Annotated in this window: 17 protein-coding genes; 9 read left to right on the top strand and 8 right to left on the bottom strand. The window is 68.2% G+C overall.

Annotated elements, in window-relative coordinates; translation table 11 throughout:
- Window positions 1-13 precede the first annotated feature (13 nt).
- Entirely contained in the window at window positions 14-1,408 is a 1,395-nt protein-coding gene (locus E3T24_RS09865; protein ID WP_255578700.1) for an ABC transporter permease, read from the top strand.
- A gap of 48 nt (window positions 1,409-1,456) precedes the next feature.
- Window positions 1,457-3,160 carry an AMP-binding protein gene (locus tag E3T24_RS09860; RefSeq protein WP_134366277.1) on the top strand — a complete coding sequence of 568 codons (1,704 nt, stop codon included), beginning with the start codon at window positions 1,457-1,459 and terminating at the stop codon, window positions 3,158-3,160.
- A 35-nt stretch (window positions 3,161-3,195) separates the two neighbouring features.
- On the opposite strand, the gene E3T24_RS09855 is transcribed toward E3T24_RS09860, so the two are convergent.
- The 4 genes from E3T24_RS09855 to E3T24_RS09840 all read right to left on the bottom strand — a co-directional run bounded on the left by E3T24_RS09855 (window position 3,196) and on the right by E3T24_RS09840 (window position 7,232).
- Entirely contained in the window at window positions 3,196-4,608 is a 1,413-nt protein-coding gene (locus E3T24_RS09855; protein ID WP_134434563.1) for a phosphotransferase, read from the bottom strand.
- 76 nt (window positions 4,609-4,684) lie between these two features.
- Window positions 4,685-5,215: a GNAT family N-acetyltransferase gene (locus E3T24_RS09850; protein WP_134366275.1), complete on the bottom strand. Its 531-nt coding sequence runs from the start codon at window positions 5,213-5,215 to the stop codon at window positions 4,685-4,687.
- Between the two features lie 46 nt (window positions 5,216-5,261).
- Window positions 5,262-6,467 carry an MFS transporter gene (locus tag E3T24_RS09845; protein WP_134434562.1) on the bottom strand — a complete coding sequence of 402 codons (1,206 nt, stop codon included), beginning with the start codon at window positions 6,465-6,467 and terminating at the stop codon, window positions 5,262-5,264.
- A 63-nt stretch (window positions 6,468-6,530) separates the two neighbouring features.
- The gene (locus tag E3T24_RS09840) at window positions 6,531-7,232 is read right to left on the bottom strand and encodes a GntR family transcriptional regulator (protein ID WP_134366273.1); all 702 of its coding nucleotides are present in this window, start codon (window positions 7,230-7,232) and stop codon (window positions 6,531-6,533) included.
- A gap of 321 nt (window positions 7,233-7,553) precedes the next feature.
- Between E3T24_RS09840 and pflB the strand changes: the two genes are divergently transcribed.
- The 4 genes from pflB to E3T24_RS09820 all read left to right on the top strand — a co-directional run bounded on the left by pflB (window position 7,554) and on the right by E3T24_RS09820 (window position 13,697).
- Entirely contained in the window at window positions 7,554-9,818 is a 2,265-nt protein-coding gene (gene pflB, locus E3T24_RS09835) for a formate C-acetyltransferase (protein ID WP_134434561.1), read from the top strand.
- Window positions 9,819-9,864: 46 nt separating this feature from the next.
- Complete coding sequence (gene pflA / locus E3T24_RS09830) at window positions 9,865-10,722, top strand: pyruvate formate-lyase-activating protein (protein ID WP_134434560.1); 858 nt, start codon at window positions 9,865-9,867, stop codon at window positions 10,720-10,722.
- A gap of 182 nt (window positions 10,723-10,904) precedes the next feature.
- Window positions 10,905-11,378 carry an aromatic ring-opening dioxygenase LigA gene (locus E3T24_RS09825; protein ID WP_134403063.1) on the top strand — a complete coding sequence of 158 codons (474 nt, stop codon included), beginning with the start codon at window positions 10,905-10,907 and terminating at the stop codon, window positions 11,376-11,378.
- A gap of 153 nt (window positions 11,379-11,531) precedes the next feature.
- Window positions 11,532-13,697, top strand: coding sequence for a transglycosylase domain-containing protein (locus tag E3T24_RS09820; protein WP_160141004.1), 2,166 nt, complete (start codon window positions 11,532-11,534; stop codon window positions 13,695-13,697).
- On the opposite strand, the gene E3T24_RS09815 is transcribed toward E3T24_RS09820, so the two are convergent.
- The 3 genes from E3T24_RS09815 to E3T24_RS09805 form a co-directional block, all read right to left on the bottom strand.
- On the bottom strand, window positions 13,694-14,263 hold the full coding sequence (locus tag E3T24_RS09815) for a heme-binding protein (protein ID WP_134434559.1): 570 nt from the start codon (window positions 14,261-14,263) through the stop codon (window positions 13,694-13,696). The genes E3T24_RS09820 and E3T24_RS09815 overlap by 4 nt on opposite strands.
- A 66-nt stretch (window positions 14,264-14,329) precedes the next feature.
- The gene (gene dnaE / locus E3T24_RS09810) at window positions 14,330-17,737 is read right to left on the bottom strand and encodes a DNA polymerase III subunit alpha (RefSeq protein ID WP_134366267.1); all 3,408 of its coding nucleotides are present in this window, start codon (window positions 17,735-17,737) and stop codon (window positions 14,330-14,332) included.
- 3 nt (window positions 17,738-17,740) lie between these two features.
- Window positions 17,741-18,013, bottom strand: a complete 273-nt coding sequence (locus E3T24_RS09805) for a hypothetical protein (RefSeq protein ID WP_134366266.1) — start codon at window positions 18,011-18,013, stop codon at window positions 17,741-17,743.
- A gap of 140 nt (window positions 18,014-18,153) precedes the next feature.
- Here E3T24_RS09805 and E3T24_RS09800 point away from each other — a divergent pair, with 140 nt between their 5' ends.
- On the top strand, window positions 18,154-19,308 hold the full coding sequence (locus tag E3T24_RS09800; RefSeq protein WP_134366265.1) for an AI-2E family transporter: 1,155 nt from the start codon (window positions 18,154-18,156) through the stop codon (window positions 19,306-19,308).
- 132 nt (window positions 19,309-19,440) lie between these two features.
- Here E3T24_RS09800 and E3T24_RS09795 read toward each other — a convergent pair whose 3' ends face one another.
- Window positions 19,441-20,616, bottom strand: a complete 1,176-nt coding sequence (locus tag E3T24_RS09795) for an acyl-CoA dehydrogenase family protein (RefSeq protein WP_134434558.1) — start codon at window positions 20,614-20,616, stop codon at window positions 19,441-19,443.
- A 79-nt stretch (window positions 20,617-20,695) separates the two neighbouring features.
- On the opposite strand from E3T24_RS09795, the gene E3T24_RS09790 reads away from it, so the two are divergent.
- Window positions 20,696-21,295: a TetR/AcrR family transcriptional regulator gene (locus E3T24_RS09790; protein ID WP_134366263.1), complete on the top strand. Its 600-nt coding sequence runs from the start codon at window positions 20,696-20,698 to the stop codon at window positions 21,293-21,295.
- A gap of 22 nt (window positions 21,296-21,317) precedes the next feature.
- Window positions 21,318-21,842 carry a MarR family transcriptional regulator gene (locus E3T24_RS09785; RefSeq protein WP_241976081.1) on the top strand — a complete coding sequence of 175 codons (525 nt, stop codon included), beginning with the start codon at window positions 21,318-21,320 and terminating at the stop codon, window positions 21,840-21,842.
- Window positions 21,843-21,898 lie beyond the last annotated feature (56 nt).

Below are 21,898 nucleotides of genomic sequence, written 5' to 3'. Positions count from 1 at the left end.
CAGGGACGCCGGCATCCTGAAACGCCTGCGCGGCACCCCGCTCCCGGCCTGGACCTATCTGGCCGGTCAGATCGCCGCGGCCGTGCTCTACTCGACGGCATCCCTGCTGCTCACGCTCGGCGTCGCCGTGCTGGGTTACGACGTGCAGCTCCGAGCCGAGGTCCTGCCGGCCCTGACGGTGACCCTGTTGGTGGGCATAGCCGCCTTCGCCGCACTCGGCCTGGCCATTGCCGCGGTGTCCTCGACCGCGGCACTGGGCCAGGCCCTGTCGATCGGCAGCGCCATCGTGCTCGCGTTCATCTCCGGCCTGTTCTTTGTGGGCGGCGAGCTCCCGGCCGGGCTGACCCGGATCGCATCCGTGTTTCCGCTGAAACCCTACGCGGACGCCCTCACGGACCAGTTCGACCCGTATGCGACCGGTGCCGGCTGGGACCTCCCGGCGCTCGGGATCCTGCTCGCCTGGGGACTGGCCGGTGCGGTCGTGGCTTCACGGGCCTTTCGCTGGGAACCGCGAGCGGATCGGCCGGGCGCCACGCGGGTGCGTGCCGCCCGCCGCCCCGGGGACGCGGCGACCGCGGCGACCTCAGCGACCTCGACTACCGCGGCGACCTCGGTCGGGCGTCCCTCGGCGGCGCGGCTGGTGTTCGACCAGGCGCGCGCCGCGAACCGCGCGACCTGGCGTGACCCGGGTTCGGTGCTGTTGGTGCTCGTGCCGGTCGGGCTCTACGGGCTGTTCCTGACGGTCTTCGGGGGCAGTGTCCAGCCGATGGGCGGCATCCCGTTCGCGATCTTCTACGCGGCGAGCATGATCACCTGGGGCACCGGCACGGCCGTGTTCATGAATATGCCTGAGGCCCTCGCGCGGGCCCGCGACCGAGGCGTGCTCAAACGACTGCGCGGCACCCCGCTTCCGGCGCGCCACTATCTGGCCGGCGGCACCGTGGCCGGGCTGGGCCTGACTCTCCTGGTAGCCGTGCTGGGCCTGACTCTCCTGGTAGCCGTGCTGGTGCTGTCCGTCGGCGCTGTCTTCTTCGGGCTCCGCATCCCCGCGGCCGGCCTCGCACTGGAACTCGTGGTGATCATCGTGGGAACCCCGTCGATCGCGGCCTGCGGGTTCCTGCTGGCGGCCCTGGTGCCCAATTCCCTGGCCGTCGGGGCGGTGGGCCTGATGGTCCTGTTCGTGCTGGCCTTCTTCTCCGACATCTTTTTGGTCGGCGCCGGGCCGGAATGGATGGGTGCCGTCGGCTCGGTCTTCCCCCTGAGGAACCTGCAGAACGCGCTCACGGCTGCCTGGGATCCGGCCGGACCGGTCGTGGCGTGGGGCAATCTCGCGGTGCTGGCTGCCTGGTCGGCCGGAGCCGGCGCGCTGGCCGTACGGTTCTTCCGGTGGGATCCCCGCCGCAGCTGACGGGTGTCGTATGCCGTTCCGGGTATTCGAACCGAGGAAGATGGATGGGTGACCAACCCCCAGAGCACCACCAGCTTCCGCGACGCGCGCGACCGACTCCTTCAGCTTCGGGACGTCCACGCGCAAGCCGCCGCCGAGTTCGAGTGGCCGGATGTGGGTGCTCACTTCAACTGGGCGACCGACTGGTTCGACGTGATGGCCGCGGGGAACGACAAGACCGCCCTGTGGATCGTCGAGGAGGACGGCCGTGAGCTGAAGGTCAGTTTCGCCGAGATGCTGGCCCGGTCTGACCAGGTCGCGACCTGGCTCACCCGGCACGGCGTCGGCCACGGCGACCACGTGATGCTGATGCTGGGCAACCAGGTCGAACTGTGGGAACTGATGCTGGCCATCATGAAGGTGGGCGCGGTCATCCTGCCGACCTCCACCGTGCTGTCCGCCCACGACCTGGCCGACCGGGTGGCGCGCGGGGGAGTCGGCCACGTCATCGCGAACGCTCACGACGCGGCCAAGTTCGACACGGTCGCGGGCGACTACTCCCGCATCTGCGTCGGCGAACCCGCGGAGGGCTGGGCCGACTACGCGGACGCCGATCTGGTCGTGGCGGAGAAGTGCGCGGTCGTCGTGGCATCCGATGACCCGTCCCTGATCTACTTCACGTCCGGCACCACCAGCAAGCCGAAGATGGTCGTGCACACCCAGACCTCCTACCCGGTGGGCCACCTGACCACGATGTACTGGATCGGGCTCCGCCCCGGCGACGTGCACCTGGCGATCAGTTCGCCCGGCTGGGGCAAGCATGCCTGGAGCAGCTTCTTCTCCCCGTGGATCGCCGAGGCGACCGTCTTCGTCTACAACTACGGCCGGTTCGACCCGTTCGCCCTCGCCGACCAGCTGCACCGCGCGAAGGTCACGACGTTCTGCGCCCCGCCGACCGTCTGGCGGATGCTGATCCAGTCAGACCTCGGCGTCAAGCCCCTGGGCCTGCGTGAGATCCTGGCCGCCGGTGAGCCGCTGAACCCGGAGGTCATCACCCAGATCCAGCGCGCGTGGGGACTCACCATCCGTGACGGCTACGGCCAGACCGAGACGACGGCGATCGTGGGGAACGCACCCGGGTCGATCCTCAAGGCCGGCTCGATGGGGCTGCCCCTGCCCGGGGTGGCCGTCACCCTGCTCGACCCGATCACCGGGGAGGTCACCGAGGAGGGCGAGATCTGCCTGGACCTGTCCCGCGCCGCGGTGAACCTGATGGCCGGCTATCACGGCGACCCCGAACGCACCGCCGAAGCCGTGCGCGACGGGTATTTCCACACCGGGGATGTCGCCAGCCGGGACTCCGACGGCTACATCACCTTCATCGGACGCACCGACGACATCTTCAAGTCCTCCGACTACAAGGTCTCCCCGTTCGAGGTCGAGAGCGTGCTGCTCGAGCACCCGGCGGTGGCCGAAGCGGCCGTCGTACCGGCTCCGGACGACACCCGGCTCAACATCGCGAAGGCTTACGTCGCCCTGGCGGCCGGCTGGGACGCCGACGGGGAGACGGCCCTCTCGGTGCTGCGCCATGCCCGCACCGGCCTGCCGCCGTACATGCGGGTGCGGCGGGTCGAGTTCTACGAGCTGCCCAAGACCAGTTCCGGCAAGATCAGGCGGGTCGAACTCCGGATGCGTGAGGACGCCGCCGCTGAACAGGGGGTGCGTCTGCCGGGCGAGTGGCGGGACGACCAGTTCCCCGAGCTGAAACGGTAGCGGCTGAAACGGTGGCGCGGAAGGCCGGCATCCCGCTAACGGGCTTCGATGCTCCGCGCGGTGACCTCCGCAGCCAGCGCCCTGATCGCCGCCAGCGGGATGGGAAGCCAGGACGGCCGGTTACGGGTCTCGTAGACCGCCTCGTAGAGGGCCTTGTCCAGTTCGAAAGCGTCCAGGAGCGCCTTCTGTTCCTGCAGGTCCGTCCCAGACCGGACGGCGTAGCCCTCGAGGAACGCCTGCCGGCAGGCGGAGGCCCAGTCATCGGCCTCCTCGGCCCGGTGCGCGGGGTAGGACTGCCGGGCCGTGCCGGCCACGTACGAGAATGAGCGCAGCATGCCGGCGACGTCCTTGAGCGGGACATCCAGCTGAGTGCGGTCCGCCAGCGGGCGCAGGGGTTCGCCTTCGAAGTCGACCAGAACCCAGCCGCGACCGGGCACCTCGAGCACCTGGCCGAGGTGGTAGTCGCCGTGGATGCGCTGCAGCCTCGGCCACGGCACGAGTCGGGCCCGCTCGAGCACGGCCTCGATCGCGGTGCGGAATCCGGCCAGGGCCGGCACTTCGGTGGCGGCGCTGAGAAACCGCTCGCGCATGCTGTCGAGTTCGGCCGCGATGACCGCCGGGGTGGCGTCGCGGGTGGGCATGACACTGGCCAGGTCCGCGTGCACGGCGGCGGTCGCCTCGCCCAGCTCTCGAGCCTGAACGGTGAAATCCGTTCCGGCCGCGGCTTCCCGCAGTGCCGAGCGCCAGGCATCCTCGACCCCGGGCAGGAATTCCTGGGCGAAGGCGAGGTGCCCCGTCAGGACCGTGCCGGGTGCGGCCGGGTCCTGCCAGTGGCCGACGACGCAGCCGACCGGTTCGGGCACATAGCGGGAACCGGCCCTGGCCAGGGCGGACTGCACCGAGATGTCCGGATTCTCACCGTCGTGCACCGCGCGGAAGACCTTGCAGATGATGGGTCGCGCCGGCCGGCCGTCGTCGCCGATGCAGTCGTAGATGATCGAGGTGTTCGACTGTTCGCCGCTGAGAACGCGGCTGGACGCCATCGTCGGCGGCCGAAGAGCAGACTCGCCCTCGAACAGGAGTTCTCCCCGGGCACCCGGGGAGGATTTCTCCTCCAGGATGAAGCGCAACAGAGCCCGGGAATACGCGGCGTCGACGGGGCCGTCGTAGACGTAGGCATCGCCGAGCATCCCGATCAGCGCGTGCTCGCCGCCGGGCAGGGGGTTCACCCGTTCGGTCAGGGGCACCTGGTAGAGCGTGGGGGGCACGGCCGTGGAATCCACGACCAGTTCGGTGCGGATCAGCACGCCGGACTCATCCGTGGGGAGAGTCCACCTGCCGATTCCGACGAGGGCCGGAATGCGGCCCGTGCCGCCGAACCAGCGCTGGGCCGCGGCCCAGTGGTCGAGGGAGTCCGGAAGTGCAATTCCGCGACCATCTTCAGTCATAGCGCCAGCGTACGCCTGCGGGGGGTGCGCCGTGACAGCTCCCGGCCGGGACCGGTACGATCACCGCGCCGGTGGCTCAGGCCGGGACCGGGAGCTCCGGGCGGACCTCCGCGGACGCCGAGAGCAGGGACACGACCACCGTGTCGTTCTTGGTCGACTGACGGCCGATTTCGCCGAAGCCGAGGCGGGCGTGGAAAGCCAGGGACCGGGGGTTGGGCGGCGCGACGTTGACCTCGCAGAACACCCGGGAGACTTCGGCGGCGCGGGCGGCCTCGAAGATGGCCGCGTACAGCACCCGGCCGAGGCCCCGGTTCCGGGCGTCGGACGAGACCACGATGCGGTCGACGTAGAGGAAATCATCGGATTGGGCCGAGAACCAGCGATAGTTCTCGCTGGCATAGTCGGCGGCCACGGCGAAGACCACCGCGAAGCCGAGAATCTCGTCCGGCCGGCTGTCCTCCACCACCGCGATCGCCAGGCTGCTCGCCGCCAGGAGCGCGGCCAGACTGCTCTCATCGTGGGGGTTGACGGCCGGAACGGCGGTGTTGTTGAGCGCGAGCAGCGAGTCGGAGTCGTCGGCACGGAGGGGCCGGAGGGAATAGCGCATAGACAGGAGGATACCGAATGGGGACGGGCCGCACCGCGTGGCCGGTTCACCGGGGTGCGGAGCCGCGGCGGCTTTCGTGCGTCACCAGGATGAGGCAGAGCAGGCAGACGACCATCAGGATGGACATCAGAGTGGTGTAATCGGCAACCGAGTTGAGCCAGGCGAACACGACCGGCAGCAGGAATCCGATGTAGGTCAGGCTGTAGTACACCCCGGTCAGTCCGGCGAGGTCGGCGGGGGTCGAGATCCGTTGGATTTCGACCAGGCCGGCGACGATGCTGATCCCGTAGGCGGCGCCGAGCACCACGGCCGTGAGAAGGGCGAGAACGGGAGAGCGCACGATGGCCGTGATCACCGAGAACAGCACGCCCAGCAGCATCACCGACATGCCGGCCACGAGTGCCTGCCCGCCGGTGACCCGGTTGATGCGGGCCACCTGCGGCTGCACGAGGGCGCCGGTGCCGAGGGTGACTACGGTGAGGAGCGTCGCATAGGCCAGGTTGAAGTCGCCCAGCCGGTCTTCCACGAGCTTGGGCATGATCGCATAGGCGATTCCGGCGGCACCGAAGACCCAGGGCGCGGAGGGCGCGATCAGCCGCAGGAACCGGCGGTGACCGGCGAGCGGAACAGCGAGGTCCTGCCAGAACGGGCGGTGTGCCCGGTGGTGAGGAACGGTTTCGGGGGCCCGGGCGAGCCAGGGGAGAACCAGCAGGCTTAGAACGATGTGCACCAGGTACGGGGTCAGCGTCGGCAGCGGCCCCCACTGGGCCAGACCGCCGGCCACCCCCGCGCCGAGCCCGAAGCCGAGCGTGAGAGTGAGGGCGGGCCGCCGGGCGCCGGCGGTGCGGCCGGCTCGGCGGTCGAACGGCGGGCCGGAGAGCTCCTTGAGCCAGGCGGTTCCCACGCTCATGGCGACGCCCACGCTCAGGCCGGCCAGCAACCGTCCCAGCGAGAGCATGATGCCGCTCGTGAAGCCGAGGCCGAGAAGGATGCTGGCCGCGATTCCGATCAGCACGCCGGCAACCGACAGCGGTTTGCGGCCGTACCGGTCCGACAGCGCCCCCGCCAGCAGTAGTCCGGGGATCAGGCCGACCACGTAGAAACCGAGGAAGAGATCGGCCATCACGGCGGAGTAGTGGCCGAGCGACTCGTACATGTGCAGAAGGGGGGTGAAATGGTTCCCGCCCCAGGCCATGACGAAGAGGGCGGGTGCGGCGAGTTGCCAAGGTGGAACGGTACGGCGGGAAGTCATGAATCTTTCTGGAACGTGTGCTGCGGGGATGCGGAGGAAGATGCGGATGGACGGCGCGGAGGATCAGGGCGCGAGGTGCGCGTGATGACCGTCCTCCACGTGCTGGCGGAGGGCGATCTCGTAGGACGGGGTGTCACCGGCGCGCAGGTGCCCGGCCAGCACCCTGTGCTCGGCGACGAGTCGGTCGAGGTTGCGGGGATCCCGGCTGGCGGCCCGGTGGATGAGGCGCTCGAGCCGCGGCCCCAGCCGCGTGTACATGTCGTCGATGACCCGGTTGCGGGTCTCGTCGACGATGCGGGTGTGGAATCGGTGGTCTGCGCGGGCGAACGTGAGCAGGTCGCCGGCGGCGGCGGCATCCAGCTGCACCCCGATCAGGTCCTGCAGCTCGGCGTCCACGGCCGGGATGTCCTGCGGCCGCTCGGCCAGGCGGGGGACAGCGGCGGTCTCGAGCATCACGCGCACCTGAAGCAGCTCGGCCGTCTCTGCGTCGTCCACCGCGGTGACGACCGCGCCCTTCTTGGGGAAGAGCGTGAGCAGACCGTGCGCCTGGAGGGTGAGGAAGGCCTCTCGCACGGGGGTGCGGCTGACGGAGAGCGCCTCGGCGACCTCGCCTTCGGTGATGAAGGAGCTCGCCGGCAGTGCCCCCGAGATGATCCCCTCGGCCACCTTCGCGTAGACGCGGCCCACGGCGGAGGCACCCGCGGTGGAGGAGCCGGCCGTCGCCGAACCGGCGCCGGGCGCGCGGGACTCCAGGAGGAAACTCATAACTCGATTCTAGTCATAAATACATCAATAGATGCAAAGTTTTACGCAGTTTCGAGTTGTTTCGGGCACTTATCGGGACCCGGATCGGGAGTGGCCATCCTTTTAACCGCGCGCGTGCGTGGCACGCGAAAAAGCGCGGAAGAGCCAGAACGCGAGGAATACGCTGCCGGGCACCTCGACGGGAGTAGGGTTGAGACAGAGGGCAAGTCACGGTGCATCGTCGCATTAGCCGGAGCCTCGTGATCCTGCTCTCTGCGCCCGACCGCGGGAGAGACACTTCCGCGGAGGGCGTGTCTCGATCCCACGAGGAGAGCAATCTAGATGACGATTACTGACGGTGTTCGCAGCGACAAGGGAACGACGGAGACCGGCCTGCCGGCTTTCGTCTCCGGTCCCTGGCAGGACTCGATCGACCTGCGCGATTTCATTCAGCGCAATTACACGCCCTACACGGGCGACGCGAGCTTCCTTGCCGGAGCAACCGCCCGTACGAGGGGGATCTGGGCCAAGCTGTCCGAGATGTTCCCCGAGGAACGCCGTAAGGGCGTCTACGACGTAGACGCGACCACGCCGTCCTCCATTACCGCTCACGCCCCGGGATACATCGACCAGGCAAACGAGGTCATCGTGGGCCTGCAGACGGATGCGCCGCTCAAGCGCGCGATCATGCCCTTCGGCGGCTGGCGCATGGTCGCCACCTCGCTCGAGACCTACGGCTATCCCGTGTCTCCCGAACTCGAGAAGATCTTCACCGACTACCGCAAGACGCACAACACCGCCGTCTTCGACGCCTACACTCCCGCGGTCCGCCGTGCGCGCAGCAGCCACCTGATCACGGGTCTGCCCGACGCGTACGGCCGTGGCCGGATCATCGGCGACTACCGCCGCGTTGCCCTCTACGGTGTCGACGCCCTGATCGCCGGCAAGAAGAACGACCGCGCCGAGATCGACATGGAGCCCTCGACCGAAGACGTCATCCGCGCCCGCGAGGAGAACTCGGAGCAGATCCGGGCCCTCAAGGAACTCGTGCAGATGGCGGCCACCTACGGCTCCGACATCTCCAAGCCCGCCGCCACCGCGCGCGAAGCTGTGCAGTGGCTCTACTTCGCCTACCTCGGTGCCGTCAAGGAGCAGAACGGTGCAGCCATGTCGTTCGGTCGCAACGCGGCCTTCCTCGACGCCTACATCGAGCGCGACCTCGCCGCCGGCACCCTGACCGAGGAAACGGCCCAGGAGCTCATCGACGACCTCGTGATCAAGCTCCGGATCGTGCGCTTCCTGCGCACCCCGGAATATGACGAGATCTTCGCCGGCGACCCGACCTGGGTGACCGAGTCCCTCGCCGGCATCGGTGAAGACGGGCGCCCGCTCGTCACCAAGACGACCTTCCGGTTCCTGCAGACGCTGTACAACATCGGCGCCGCACCCGAGCCGAACCTCACCGTTCTCTGGAGCGACGCCCTGCCCGACGGCTTCAAGCGTTTCTGCGCCCAGGTGTCGATCGACACCTCGGCCATCCAGTTCGAGTCCGACGAGATCATCCGCGCCGAGATGGGTGACGACGCCGCGATCGCCTGCTGTGTCTCGCCGATGCGCGTCGGCAAGCAGATGCAGTTCTTCGGTGCCCGCGTCAACGCCGTCAAGGCGCTGCTGTACTCGATCAACGGCGGAAAAGACGAGGTGTCCGGTAAGCAGATCGCCCCGGCCACCACGCCGAACGACGAAGAGATCCTGTCCTACGACACCGTCTTCCCGGCCTACCTGGAAACGCTCGAATGGCTCGCCGAGACCTACGTCACGGCCTTGAACTGCATTCACTACATGCACGACAAGTACGCCTACGAGCGTCTCGAAATGGCGCTGCACGACAAGGAGATCATTCGCACGCTGGCCTGCGGCATCGCCGGCCTGAGCGTGGTCGCCGACTCCCTGTCGGCCATCAAGTACGCCAAGGTCCGCCCGGTGCGCGACGAGACCGGCCTGGTTGTCGACTACACGATCGAGGGCGAATTCCCCCAGTTCGGTAACGACGACGACCGTGTCGACACCATCGCCGTCGACGTGATGGAGCGGTTCATGAAGATGATCCGCAAGCACCCGACCTACCGTGGCGCCATCCACACCCAGTCGATCCTGACGATCACGTCTAACGTGGTCTACGGCAAGGCCACCGGCAACACGCCGGACGGCCGCCGTGCGGGCGAGTCGTTCGCTCCGGGTGCCAACCCGATGAACGGCCGCGACACCCACGGAATGCTCGCGTCGGCGCTCAGCGTCGCCAAGCTTCCCTACAGTGAAGCGCAGGACGGCATCTCGCTGACCAACACGGTCATTCCCAGTGGTCTCGGCCACACCAAGGAAGAGCAGATCACCAGCCTGGTCGGCCTCATCGACGCGTTCACGTCGGCAACCGGCTACCACATCAACGTGAATGTGCTCAACCGCGACACGCTTGAAGACGCCATGGCACACCCGGAGAACTACCCGCAGCTGACGATTCGCGTCTCCGGCTACGCGGTGAACTTCGTTCGACTGACCCGCGAGCAGCAGATGGATGTCATCAGCCGCACGTTCCACTCGCACTAATTTCCACCGATCACACACCCGCGGCGACGCTGAGTAGGACGAGACAATGGCAGCAGTAAACCTCGGCCTACCCGGCGCCGGCCCGGCGATCGACCTGGTGGACGGTTCATCCGTCAGGAGTGAGCAGGCCGAACTGGCTGAACTCCACCACCTCGAGATGGAAGCGATCCACAACGGTTCCGTTGCCAGTGTCCACTCGTGGGAACTGGTCACGGCCGTTGACGGTCCTGGCACGCGCATGACACTCTTCCTGTCGGGGTGCCTGTTGCGTTGCCAGTACTGCCACAACCCGGACACCTGGAAAATGAAGGACGGGTTGCTCACTACCCTCGACGACCTCGTCACGCGGGTCGAGCGCTACAAAGGCGTCTTCGACGCGACCGGCGGCGGTCTGACCATCTCCGGTGGTGAACCGTTGATGCAGCCGGCGTTCGTGACGCGGATGTTCGAGGAGTGCCACAAGCTGGGCGTGCACACCACCTTGGACACCTCCGGGTTCCTGGGCAAGAGCGCGTCCGACAAGCTGTTGGACAACCTCGACCTCGTGTTGCTCGACGTCAAGTCGGGCATCCCGGAGACCTATAAAGAGGTGACCGGGCGCGAGCTCGCACCGACGATCGCTTTCGGTGACCGGCTGGCAGAACGCAATATTCCCGTCTGGGTTCGTTTCGTGCTCGTGCCGGGGCTGACGGATGCCGTCGACAATGTCGACGCCGTCGCCGAGATCGTGTCGCGCTGGCCGAATGTCGAGCGAGTCGAGGTCCTGCCCTTCCACCAGATGGGGGAAGACAAGTGGGACCGGCTGAAAATCCCGTATCCGCTGCACGGGGCCCATCCGCCGGATGAGGACCTGCTGGAACGAGTGCGGGGCCAGTTCGAGGCCCGGGGCCTGACGGTCTTCTGACCCGAAGGGGTCGTCCAACCTGAACGACACAGAAAAGGCGCGGAATCTTACAGATGCTGCGCCTTTTCTGTGTCCCCAGTCAGGGGGCAAAGTGCATGCGTATCGATGAAAACGCTTGCAGGATTTCTAAACTGAGATCGGAACAGTGACACGGCTTTCGTGCCACGACGAGAGGCAAAACGATGACAACGTCAACGATCCCGGCAACATTCGGCCTGAGCACCGGGAAGGCGGGAATGGTCCGGCTGGTCGGCGTGCTCGGCATCATCGGCGGCATCCTTCTCCTCGTCGTCGGCGGACTCGGTTACGGCACGGTCAGCAGCCAACTCGGCGAAGAGAACATTACAGTCGCCGAAGACGCATCCTTCCTGGCCGGCGCTCCCGTCGTCGGGCCCTTCTCCGCGTTCGCGCAGGCCGACATCATCAACCACCGCGCCATGAAGGCCAGCGGCGGCAAGACCTACGCCCAGCTCGAGCAGGACGATCCGACCCGCCCCACGGTCATGACCGCCTCGCTCCTGCGCGCTTCGCTCTTCACCTCCATCCTCGCGTTCGGCGTCTCCGTCTTCGCAACGGCCATCGGCGTCCTGGTCGGCCTGTTCGGCTGGTCCATCCTGACCCTGGTCCCGGCCCGGTCGAAGACCACCACGGTCTAGTCAGCGTCCATCCGTCTCGAAAGGCCTGGCAGCATTCGCTGCCGGGCCTTTCGTCTGCCACCGATGGAGGGCGCCTGCAACCCCCTAGCGCCCCTCCGGCTCCCGCGGTTCCATGATCGGAGATTCGTGCACGCGTGGAACTGGGGTGGTGGAATGGGTAAGTCCGGCTTCGCGGAGCGGCGGACGGCAGGCGGAATCATCGGGGGCATCCTCGGCCTCGTGGCCATCAGCGTATCGGGGGGTCTGCTCGTCGGCGCCGCCGTCACGCCCGTCGTGGCCCTCACCGGCATCGCCACCAGCGACACCATCAACGTGTTCGAGAATCTGCCGAATTACCTCGCCATCGACCGGCTGTCCCAGAAGAGCAACATCTACGCCACGCACAGCGACGGCTCACCGGTGCTGCTCGCCTCCTTCTACGAGCAGAACCGGATCGAGGTCGCCTGGGAGAACATCAGCCCGTACGTCAAAGACGCCACCATCGCCAGCGAGGACCCGCGCTTCTACGACCACGGCGGTGTCGACGCGCAGGGCACCGCCCGGGCGGCCGTCAAGACCTTCCTCGGCGGTGAGACACAGGGCGGGTCGTCGATCACCCAGCAATTCGTCAAGAACGTGCGGGTGCAGAAGTGCGAGGTGATGACCGACCAGAGGATCCGTCAGCGGTGTTACGACGCGGTCACCGAGACCAGTCCGGACCGTAAGATCAAGGAGATGCGCCTGGCCATCGGGGTGGAGAAGAAGTACGCCAAGAACGACATCCTGCGCCAGTACCTCAACATCATCGGGTTCGGCGGCACCGTGTACGGGATCGAGGCGGCCGCGGAGTACTACTACAACACGAGCGCGGCCGCGCTGACCCTGCCGCAGGCGGCCAGCCTCGTGGCCATCGTGAACAACCCGGTCAAGTTCCAGCTCGACCTGCCGGCGAGCGCGACGAACGGCGTGGCCAACGGGTACGCCGCCAACAAGGAACGCCGCGACTACATCCTGCGGGAGATGCAGAAGTACAAGAAGATCACGCCGGCCGAATACCAGGCCGCGATCGCCGCTCCGATTGAGCCGGTGATCACTGAGCCGAGCACCGGCTGCCAGACCGCCGGCGGCAGCGCCTATTTCTGCGACTACGTGACGCACCTGCTCAGGAACGACCCGACGTTCGGGGAGGATGAGGACGCGCGCCTGCTCAACTTCCGCCGTGGCGGCTTCAACATCTACACCACCCTCGACCTGGACCTGCAGAACGCGGCCGAGACGACTCTGAAGGCCAATGTGCCGATGACCTACCCGGGCTGGGACCTCGGCGCCGTCATCACCAGTGTGGAGGTCGGCACCGGGCGGGTGCTGGCCATGACTCAGAACAAGCAGTACAGCCAGGATCCCGCCGTGACCGAGACCAGCGCCACCTACAGCGGCATCAACTACAACACCGACTACAACGAGGGTGGGTCGAGCGGTTTCCAGCCCGGATCCACCTACAAGGTCTTCACGCTGGCGGAGTGGCTGGCCACCGGACACCGGCTGGAGAACCGCGTCGCTTCGGCGCCGAGGTCGAACTGGGGCACCTTCGCCGACCACTGCCGCGGCCCACAGAACTACGATTCCCAGGGCTGGAACCCGAGGAACGACGAGGGGGAGAGCGGCGCCAACTACAGCGCACTCGAAGCCACGCTCGGCTCCATCAACACGGGCTTCATCGGGATGGCGAAGCAGCTCGACCTGTGCAACATCCGGCAGCGGGCCGAAGCCTTCGACGTGCACGGCGCCGACGGTGGCCCCCTGGAACAGACCGCGGCATCCGTCATCGGCACGAACGAACTGGCGCCGTTGACCATGGCCGTCGCTTTCGCGGGCATCGCGAACCGCGGCACGACGTGTTCGCCGATTGCGATCGACCGGATCGTCGACTCCTACGGCAAAGAATTGCCCGTGCCGGCGTCGCGGTGCACCGAATCCGTGACCCCGGCCGTGGCCGCGGGCATGGTCTTCGCCATGAAGCGGGTGATGACGGGCGGCACCGCCACCGCGTCGTACGGCACCACCGTGCCGAAGGTCTCGATGATCGGCAAGACGGGAACCACGGACGGCGCCAAGGACACCTGGATGGCGGGCGCCAGTTCCCGGGTCGCGACCGTTGCGGCCGTGGTCAGTGTGACCGGGGACGCGAACCAGCGCGGCATCACCTTCGACAGCGGCTCGGCGGCCACCGCCCGGCACCGGATGTGGCCGGCCGTCATGTCGGTCGCCAACGCGAAGTACGGCGGGGTGGACATGCCCGAATCCGGTCCGGCCCCGGCCCCGCCGCCGCCCGCCCGCTAGCCTTCCGAGTCTGTGTCTGTGTCTGTGTCTGTGCCTGTTCCTGTGCCTGTGCCGGTGTCGGCGACGGCGACGAGCGCCTCATTGTGCTTGAGAAAGCCCGGCTTCCACGGCGGATCGAAGCGGGCGAAATAGGGGCGGCCGACCGGAGTCAGGCCCTCCCGGCGCACGGCGGCGAGAAGGGCGCCGCCGTTGTTCCCAAACCGGGCCTCGCTCCAGCCGCCGCTGAAACGGAGCGCGGCGGCCCGGTGTGCGGGAACCTGTTTGGTGCTGACCCGGCCGTCGCGGGGCACGGGGACGGCGGCCGGATCCATCCCGTCGGGCAGAACGAAGCTGACCGTGTGGCTGACCGGGGACGTCGCCTCCTGGAGCACCGGCGCGGTCATCGCGATGCGGGTCGCGGTCTGGTTGTTGCCGCTGATGTACTGGAACAACGGGCCGAACCCGCGATTACCGGCCCGCGCGAAATCGCCCTCGATCTCCATCTGGACCAGCACGTACTCGGGATAACGGCGGAGCTCGAAGTCCGGGAATCGGCGGAGCACCTCGTAGGGCTGGTGCTCTGTCATGAGCCGTTCTCTGTCATAAGCCGTTCCCTGTCATACGCCAGTGTAGGCACGGGTTTCCGGAGTGTCCTAGGCCCTCAGGCGAGGCCACAGGTGGTGCACATTCGTGGCGGACAGGGCCGCCAGCTCGGCGGCCAGTTCGCTCGCCCGATCGACGCGCTGTGCGGCCGCCTCGGCGGCGTGGCGGGTGCGCACCGTGCGGGCCACCTCCGTCAAATCCCACAGGTTCTCCCCGGTGACCGAGACTCCCTTCGTTCCCGAACGACGGGTGCGGCCGCGCACGAGCATCAGGCCGGCGTGGAAGACCGGGCCGCCGATCCGCTCCTGCGCGTCGTGGAAGAACACGACGTTCGACACCGGTCCGGTGCCGTCGTCGAGGCTGACGAACACCACCCGGCGCCCGCCCCGCATCGGCGGGGTGTTCGTCGCCCGGCGCACCCCGGCCAGCAGAACCTCGGTGCCGCCGGGGAGGTTGATCAGTTCGGAGGCCGGGGTGACGCCCAACTCGCTGAAGAGGGGGTAGAAGCGGGCCATCTGGTGCCCGGACACGGCCAGGGCCAGGTCTCGGAGCTCCAGGTCGGTCTGGCTGCGACCGCGTAGCTCGAGGGACGTCACCGCGTCGAAGCGGGCGCCCGCGTATTCGAGCACCGGCAGCTCGACCTCGAAGGCGAGCTGGTCGTCGGCGATGCTCACGGCCGTGCCGCGCAGCGACTGGATGTGGGCGAGCAGTTCATGCCGGCGGGTGCGGTCGTAGCCGATGAAGCTGTCGAGCGCCCCGACCCGGGCGAGCGCCTCGAACGTGCTGCGGCGCGGGCGCACGCGGTCGCGGAAGTCCTGCAGAGAAGTGAACGGCTGGTGCCGCACGATGCGGCCTCGCTCGGCGGCGGTCGAGCCGGAGAGCTCCGGCAGGGGCAGGCGGATGCCGCGGCGTTCGTGCTCGAGGTCTTCCACCCGGTAGATCAGGGTGCTTCGCTGCACGTCCAGGCCGAGGACCGGCACGCCGAGCAGTCGGGCCTCGGCCACGATCAGGTCTTTCGGCCACATGCCGGGGGCGTGCGTCAACAGTCCGGCCAGGAAGACCGCCGGATGATGCGTCTTCAGCCAGGCGGACTGGTACGTGGGCAGGGCGAACGCTGCCCCGTGCGCCTTCGCGAACCCGAAGCTGCCGAAGCCGGCGAGGACCTGCCAGATGCGGTCGATGGTCGGGGTGTCGAAACCGCGTTCGAGCGCGGCCTCCCGCAGGTAGGCCTCGATCCGGGGGAGTTGGTCCGGCTTGCCCAGGTGGCGGCGGAAGACATCCGCTTTGCCCAGGCCGCACCCGGTCAGCTCGTCGAAGAGACGCATCACCTGCTCGTGGAAGATGACGACGCCCCGCGTTTCGCGCAGGATCGGTTCGAAGCGCGGATGGATGTAGTCGGGCATCACCTCCCCGTGCCGGGCCTGGAGGTACTTCAGGGGCATGTTGTTCTGCATCGGCCCGGGCCGGAACAGTGAGATTTCGACGGTCAGGTCGTTGAAGACCTCGGGTTGCAGCTTGCCGACCAGTTCCATCTGGCCGGGGGACTCGATCTGGAAGATGCCGAGGGTGCGGGTGGAGCGGATCAGCTCGAACGTGGCCGGGTCGTCGAGGGGGATGCGGTCCAGGTCGATGCTCTCGCCCGAGAGGCGGCGGTGCTCCTCGACCGCGTGGGCCATCGCCGACTGCATCCGAACGCCGAGGATATCGAGCTTGATCAGGCCCATCGGGTCCATGTCGTGCTTGTCGAACTGCGACATGGGCAGGCCCATGCCGGACGTCTGCACCGGGGTGCGGTCCAGCAGGGACAGATCGGAGAGGATCACTCCGCAGGGGTGCACGGAGATGTGGCGGGGGAGCCGGTCGAGTTTGGCGGTCAGGTCGACCAGCAGATCGAGCTGGGCCGACCCGCGCACCTCGGCCGCGAGCGGCCCCAGCTCGGGCTTCTCCTCCAGCGCCCGGCGCAGGTCGCGGGCGTTGAACCGCCAGATCTGCTTGGCTACTGCGGCCACCTGGTCTCGGTCCATGCCGAGGGCCAGGCCGGCGTCGCGCACGGCGCCGCGGCCGCGGTAGGCATTCGTCATCGACATCAGGGAGACCCGGTCGCTGCCGAAGGTGTCGAACAGGGTGCGGTAGATGTCGTGTCGGCGGGCGGACTCCACGTCGAGGTCGATGTCGGGCAGGGTCTGCCGTTCGGGGGAGAGGAACCGCTCCCAGAGCAGACCGTTGGCGATGGGTTCGACGGAGGAGGTGTGCAGCGCGTAGTTGAGCACCGAGCCCACGCCCGACCCGCGCGCCTGGATGCGTACCCCCATCTCGCGCACGATGTCGGCCACCCGCGCCACCGTGAGGAAGTAGCCGGCGAAGCCGAGGTGCTCCACCGTCTTCATCTCGTGGGCGAGCCGGGCGTGCGCCGCCTCTCCCAGAGCGGTGCCGGCGTAGCGGTCGTCGACGCCGGCACGGGCCCGCTTCCAGAGTTCGGCGAAGGGGTCGCCGCTGATGCCGATGATGCGCGCTTCCGGCATGCGCGGACGGCCGAGACCGATGTCGGAATCCGGGTCGAGGCTGCACTGGTCGGCCAGGCGCCAGGTGTCGCGGAAGAGTCGCTCGAGGGCGTCATCGTCGTGGAGCCCGGCGTCGACGACCATGCGGGCCACCTGCCGCATGCCGCTTTCGGGTTTCAGCCAGGCCTGCCCGTTGGTCTGCGGCTGGTCCAGCCGGGCCAGCGGGGTCAGGGTGCGGGCGGCGTCGGCCAGGTCGGCGGTGACGGCCTCCTCGGGGGTGCCGTAGCGCACGGCGTTCGTGAGCACGGCCGGCAGCGCGGCGTACTCGGCGAGGGCGAGCATGCGGGTGGCGGGCGTCACACTGCCCGGCGTGCCCGGTTCCGACAGGTGGCAGACGACCTCGCAGGCCACGGACTGGGGCGGCATGGCGCGCTGCCAGGCCGCCAGTCGCGTTCTGGCGCCGTCATTGTCGCGGAGGCCGATCGCCAGCCCCACATCGCTGGCCGGCCCGATCAGCACGGTGAGGGAGTCGAGCCCCGCCAGCTCGGCCAGCCGGGAGCGGGCGATGCTGGGGAAGGCGGCGCTGCCGTGAGCGGAACCGGCGTGAACGGAACCGGCGTGAGCGGAACTGACGGCGCGGCAGAGTGCGGCGTAGCCTCGTCCATCCGTGTGGCCGTGCGCGAGCACCACCACCCGCCCGAGCGGGTAGAGATCGTCATCGTGCACGGCGAGGTCGGCGCCGAGCCCCGGCCGGATTCCGGCCTGGGCGCAGGCGCGCACGTGCTTGACCGCGCCGTAGAGGCCGTCCCGGTCGGTGACGGCGAGGAAGGAGCTGCTCGGCGCCGCGGCCTGGGCCGCGCTCTGCTGGGCGGCCGTCTGCTCGGCCAGCGCCTCGGGCAGGGTGACGCCGTAGTGGGTCGAGTAGGCGCTGGCGACGTGAAGGTGGGGGAAACTCATCCGTCACCCCCAGTCGAGGGCGAGTACCCACGACCCGTCGACGTCGCGTCGCAGGTCGTAGCGGTGCTGTTCCTCGTCCCCGCGGGACGCGTCCACCCGCCACAGCTCGGTGTCGATGCGCGCGGGGGTTCGGGCGTTTTCCCACCAGCTGGTGCGGGTGAAGACCGCCTGCGGCTGCCCGATGATCGTGTGCTCGAAGCGGTTCCAGATGAACGCGCGCGGGTCGCCGTCGGCCGAGAGCTCGACGTCGACGGGGGTGTCGATGATCTGGGGCATGTGTTCTCCTTCGATCGTTGGATCAAGTGCGATACTTAGAACAGATGTTCGATATCAGGAGTGTACGTCACGGGGCCGACACTCGGCAACGGGTGCCCGTACTGACCGTCGAACTCGCCGTCGTCTGGTTAGCTAGGTCGATGAAACCCTCAACTTCGTCCTGGACGGACTACCTCGGCCGGTCCGCCATCCGTTCGGGCCAGGCCCTGCTGGTGCTCGCACTGACCGTGGTGGCCATCTTCGGCATGACGCAGCTCAAGCTGGTCTTCATCCCGATGCTGCTCGCCCTCATCATCGCGTCGGCCCTGCGGCCGTTCGTTCGGCTGCTCCTGGCCCGGGGCGCGAACGACACGGTGGCCGCGACGATCGCCCTGATCTGCGGCGTGGGCGTCTTCGGCGGCATCGTCACCCTCGTCGTCTTCGGCATCCGGGGGGAGTGGGCCAGCCTCTTCAGCTCGGCGAGCGAGGGACTGGACCACCTGCAGGAACTGCTCAGCAGCGGGGCACTGCCGATCGATCCCGCCCAGTTCGACTCCGTGCGCGAGTCGGTCATTTCCTTCGCCACGAGCAGCCAGTTCGGCACCGGCGCCCTCGCGGGGGTATCCGTGGCCGCCGAGATCGTGGCCGGACTGGTGCTCGGGCTGGTCGTGCTGTTCTACTTCCTGAAGGACGGCCCCCGGATCTGGACCTTCCTGATCCAGCCGCTCTCCGGCAGACGGCACGAGCGGGCCGTTCGCATCGGAGCGAGTAGCGTCGGCGTCTTCGGCAGCTATGTCCGCGGCACGGCGATCGTTGCGTTCGTGGACGCGCTGTTCATCGGGATCGGCCTCTGGGTGCTGCAGGTGCCGCTGGCGCTGCCGCTGGCAGTCATCGTCTTCCTCGGCGCCTTCATCCCGATCGTGGGCGCGACGGCCGCCGGCATCCTCGCGGCGCTGGTGGCCCTGGTCACCAACGACCTGACCACCGCCGTGATCGTCGTCGCCATCGTGATCGCGGTCAACCAGCTTGAGGGCAACTTCCTCTCGCCGGTGGTGCTCGGCAAATCGCTGCAGCTGCACGGCCTGGTGATCCTCCTCGCCCTCACGGCGGGAACGATCCTCGGCGGAATCGTCGGAGCGATCATCTCCGTGCCCATCGCCGCGGTCGGCTGGGCCGTGATCAAAGCCTGGAACGCGCCGCTGGAGCCGACCCCGCCGCTTCCCGCGGCCGCGGACGGCCTGGCCGAGCCGACCGGCCTGGCCGAGCCGACCGGCCTGGCCCAGCCGACCGGTGCGGCCCTGCCGGCGGCGGTCTAGGCGCAGCCCGCACCTCACCCGCGCCTCGCTCTGAACGAATTCGACGGAGATTTTGCCCGAAACGGGCCAAAACAGTCCGGAATCGGGTTTTTAGAGCAAAATCTCCGTCGAATTGGTTAGGGTCCCGCGCGTCTAGGTGAAGGCGGATACGCCGGTCACGGCCCGCCCGACCAGTAGCGAATTGATCTCGTAGCTGCCCTCGTAGGAGTAGATCGCCTCCGCGTCCGCGAAAATCTTCGCCATCTCGAACCGGGTGTCGATGCCGTTGCCGCCGAGCAGGCCCCGACCCAGGGCCACGGTTTCGCGCATCCGGGTGGTGCAGGTCGCCTTGGCGAGGGCCGCCTGGTCCATCGTGAGGCGCCCGCTCTCCTGCAGCCGCGCCAGCTGGACCATCAGCGACAGCGACAGGGTCGCGTTGCCGATCATCCGGGAGAGCTGCTCCTGCACCAGCTGGAAGGATGCGATCGGCTGGCCGAACTGGCGACGCTCCAGGGCGTAGGCGCGGGCCACGTCGAAAGCGGCGAACTGCTGGCCGACCGCCTGCCAGGCTACCCAGACCCGCGAGTTGCGCAGGAGCACGTTCGTGTCCTCGAAGCTCCGGCTGCCGGGCAGCCAGTTCCCGGCCGGGATCCGCACGTCCCGGAGGGTGATATCGGCGTTCTGCACGATCCGCACGGCAATCTTGTTCTCGATCGTGGTGGCGCTGAAGCCGGCACGCTCCTTCTCCACGATGAAGCCCTTGATCTCCCGGTCGGCGGTGTCCCGGGCCCAGACCAGCACGTAGTCCGCCATGGCGCCGTTGCCGATCCAGCGCTTCCGGCCGTTCAGCACCCACTCGTCCCCGCTGCGGGTGGCGGTCGTCTCCATCTCCCGGGAGATGTCGGAGCCGTGGCCCGGCTCGGTCAGGGCGAAGGCGCCGATCTTCTGCAGTGACAGGAGTCCCGGCAGCAGGCGTTCCCGCTGTTCGGGGGAGCCGAGCGTGTCGACGGCCGTGGCGAACAGTTCGTGGTGCACGCCGTAGAACGTGGAGATGGAGGTGTCGGCCCGGGTCAGTTCCATCTGCAGCAGTCCGGTCAGCAGGTGTCCGGTGGCCGCCGGGCCGACCCCGCCGAGGTTCTGTGCCGCCAGGCGGGGCAGCAGCTCGAAGGGGAACTCCGCCCGGTTCCAGTACTCCACCGCGAGGGGGCGCACCTCGGCCTGGAAGAACGCGCGAGCGGATGCGAGGCGGCCCTGCTCGTCCGGGGTCAGCAAGTCCGTGACGAAGATCAGGTCGGCATCGGGGTAGGGCGTGCAATCGAGGTGTGTCATTCCGCCGCCCGTCATTGGTGCGTTCCGAAGTTAAGAGAGTACGATTTTGAGTACGAGCGTACAGTAGAAAGGGCATTTCATGTCGGCTTCCCTGCCCCCGACGGTCCCGCGACGGCGGTGGACGGCACGCCAGGACGAGCTCTTCGGCCAACTGGTGGCGCTCTTCCTCCGGGAGGGGTTCGCCTTCGTCACCCTCGACGACGCCGCATCCCGACTGCGCTGCTCGAAGTCCACCATCTATTCCCTGGCCAGCAGCCGTGAACAACTCGTGCGCACGGCCGTCGTCCACTTCTTCCGTGAGGCGGCGGAACGGGTGGAGCACAAGCTCGCCGAGATCGACGACCCGACCGACCGGATCGCCGCCTACCTGCGCGCGGTCGGGGACGAACTGCGGCCGGCATCCGTCGCGTTCATCGACGACGTCGCAGCGTTCCCGCCGGCCAACGAGATCTACGAACGCAACACCGAGATCGCCGCCGCCCGGGTGCGCGAGCTCATCTCGGAGGGGGTGAAGAGCGGTGCGTTCCGCGAGGTTCCCGCCGCCTTCATCGCCGAGGCGGTATCTTCGGTGATGGTGAGCATTCAGAAACGACGGATGTCCGCGGGCACGGGCCTGTCCGACGCGCAGGCGTACGACGAACTCGCCGCGCTCATCGTCAACGGCATCCGGGCGCAATAGCCGGCGGCAGAGGAGAAGAACGGTGTCAACACCCTTACCCCTGCCGGGGGACCCGATCGCGGAGGCGCACCGCCAGTGGGTCGAGCACGGCTGGCCGGAAGCGGCCGACGGCATGGCTGCGGTGACCTCGATCATGCGCGCGCAGCAGATCATGCTCGCGCGGATCGAGGCCGTGCTGAAACCGTTCGGCGTGACCTTCGCCCGCTACGAACTGCTGACCCTGCTCAGCTTCACCCGCAGCGGGGCCCTGCCGATGAAGAACGCGAGCGTCCGGCTCCAGGTGCATCCGACCAGCGTGACGAATGCCGTGGACCGCCTCGAGGCGGCCGGCTACGTGCGCCGCCTCGCCCATCCGACCGACCGGCGCACCACCCTGGTCGAGATCACGGCGACCGGACAGACGATCGTGCGGGATGCGACTGCCCGACTGAACGATGAGGTGTTCGCCCGCCCCGGCCTGAGCCAGGACGACATCCACAGCCTGATCCGCGTGCTCAGCGGGTTCCGCCACGATGCCGGCGACTTCGCCGACCCCGGCTCCCGCTAGGCACGACGGGCCCGCCTGAGTCGTTCTGTCCCTGCGCCGTTTCGCCGTTCGGTCGC

This window comes from Cryobacterium sp. TmT2-59 (assembly GCF_004403545.1).
GTDB lineage: Bacteria > Actinomycetota > Actinomycetes > Actinomycetales > Microbacteriaceae > Cryobacterium > Cryobacterium shii.
Note: the sequence above shows the minus strand (reverse complement) of the source record. Positions and strands in the feature narration are given on the sequence as shown.

Coding starts and splice junctions, on each gene's coding strand:
- E3T24_RS09855 (WP_134434563.1), bottom strand. CDS start 4,608: ATGACTGAAGATGGTCGCGGAATTGCACTTCCGGACTCCCTCGACCAC.
- E3T24_RS09850 (WP_134366275.1), bottom strand. CDS start 5,215: ATGCGCTATTCCCTCCGGCCCCTCCGTGCCGACGACTCCGACTCGCTG.
- E3T24_RS09845 (WP_134434562.1), bottom strand. CDS start 6,467: ATGACTTCCCGCCGTACCGTTCCACCTTGGCAACTCGCCGCACCCGCC.
- E3T24_RS09840 (WP_134366273.1), bottom strand. CDS start 7,232: ATGAGTTTCCTCCTGGAGTCCCGCGCGCCCGGCGCCGGTTCGGCGACG.
- pflB (WP_134434561.1), top strand. CDS start 7,554: ATGACGATTACTGACGGTGTTCGCAGCGACAAGGGAACGACGGAGACC.
- pflA (WP_134434560.1), top strand. CDS start 9,865: ATGGCAGCAGTAAACCTCGGCCTACCCGGCGCCGGCCCGGCGATCGAC.
- E3T24_RS09825 (WP_134403063.1), top strand. CDS start 10,905: ATGACAACGTCAACGATCCCGGCAACATTCGGCCTGAGCACCGGGAAG.
- E3T24_RS09820 (WP_160141004.1), top strand. CDS start 11,532: ATGGGTAAGTCCGGCTTCGCGGAGCGGCGGACGGCAGGCGGAATCATC.
- E3T24_RS09815 (WP_134434559.1), bottom strand. CDS start 14,263: ATGACAGAGCACCAGCCCTACGAGGTGCTCCGCCGATTCCCGGACTTC.
- dnaE (WP_134366267.1), bottom strand. CDS start 17,737: ATGAGTTTCCCCCACCTTCACGTCGCCAGCGCCTACTCGACCCACTAC.
- E3T24_RS09805 (WP_134366266.1), bottom strand. CDS start 18,013: ATGCCCCAGATCATCGACACCCCCGTCGACGTCGAGCTCTCGGCCGAC.
- E3T24_RS09800 (WP_134366265.1), top strand. CDS start 18,154: ATGAAACCCTCAACTTCGTCCTGGACGGACTACCTCGGCCGGTCCGCC.
- E3T24_RS09795 (WP_134434558.1), bottom strand. CDS start 20,616: ATGACACACCTCGATTGCACGCCCTACCCCGATGCCGACCTGATCTTC.
- E3T24_RS09790 (WP_134366263.1), top strand. CDS start 20,696: ATGTCGGCTTCCCTGCCCCCGACGGTCCCGCGACGGCGGTGGACGGCA.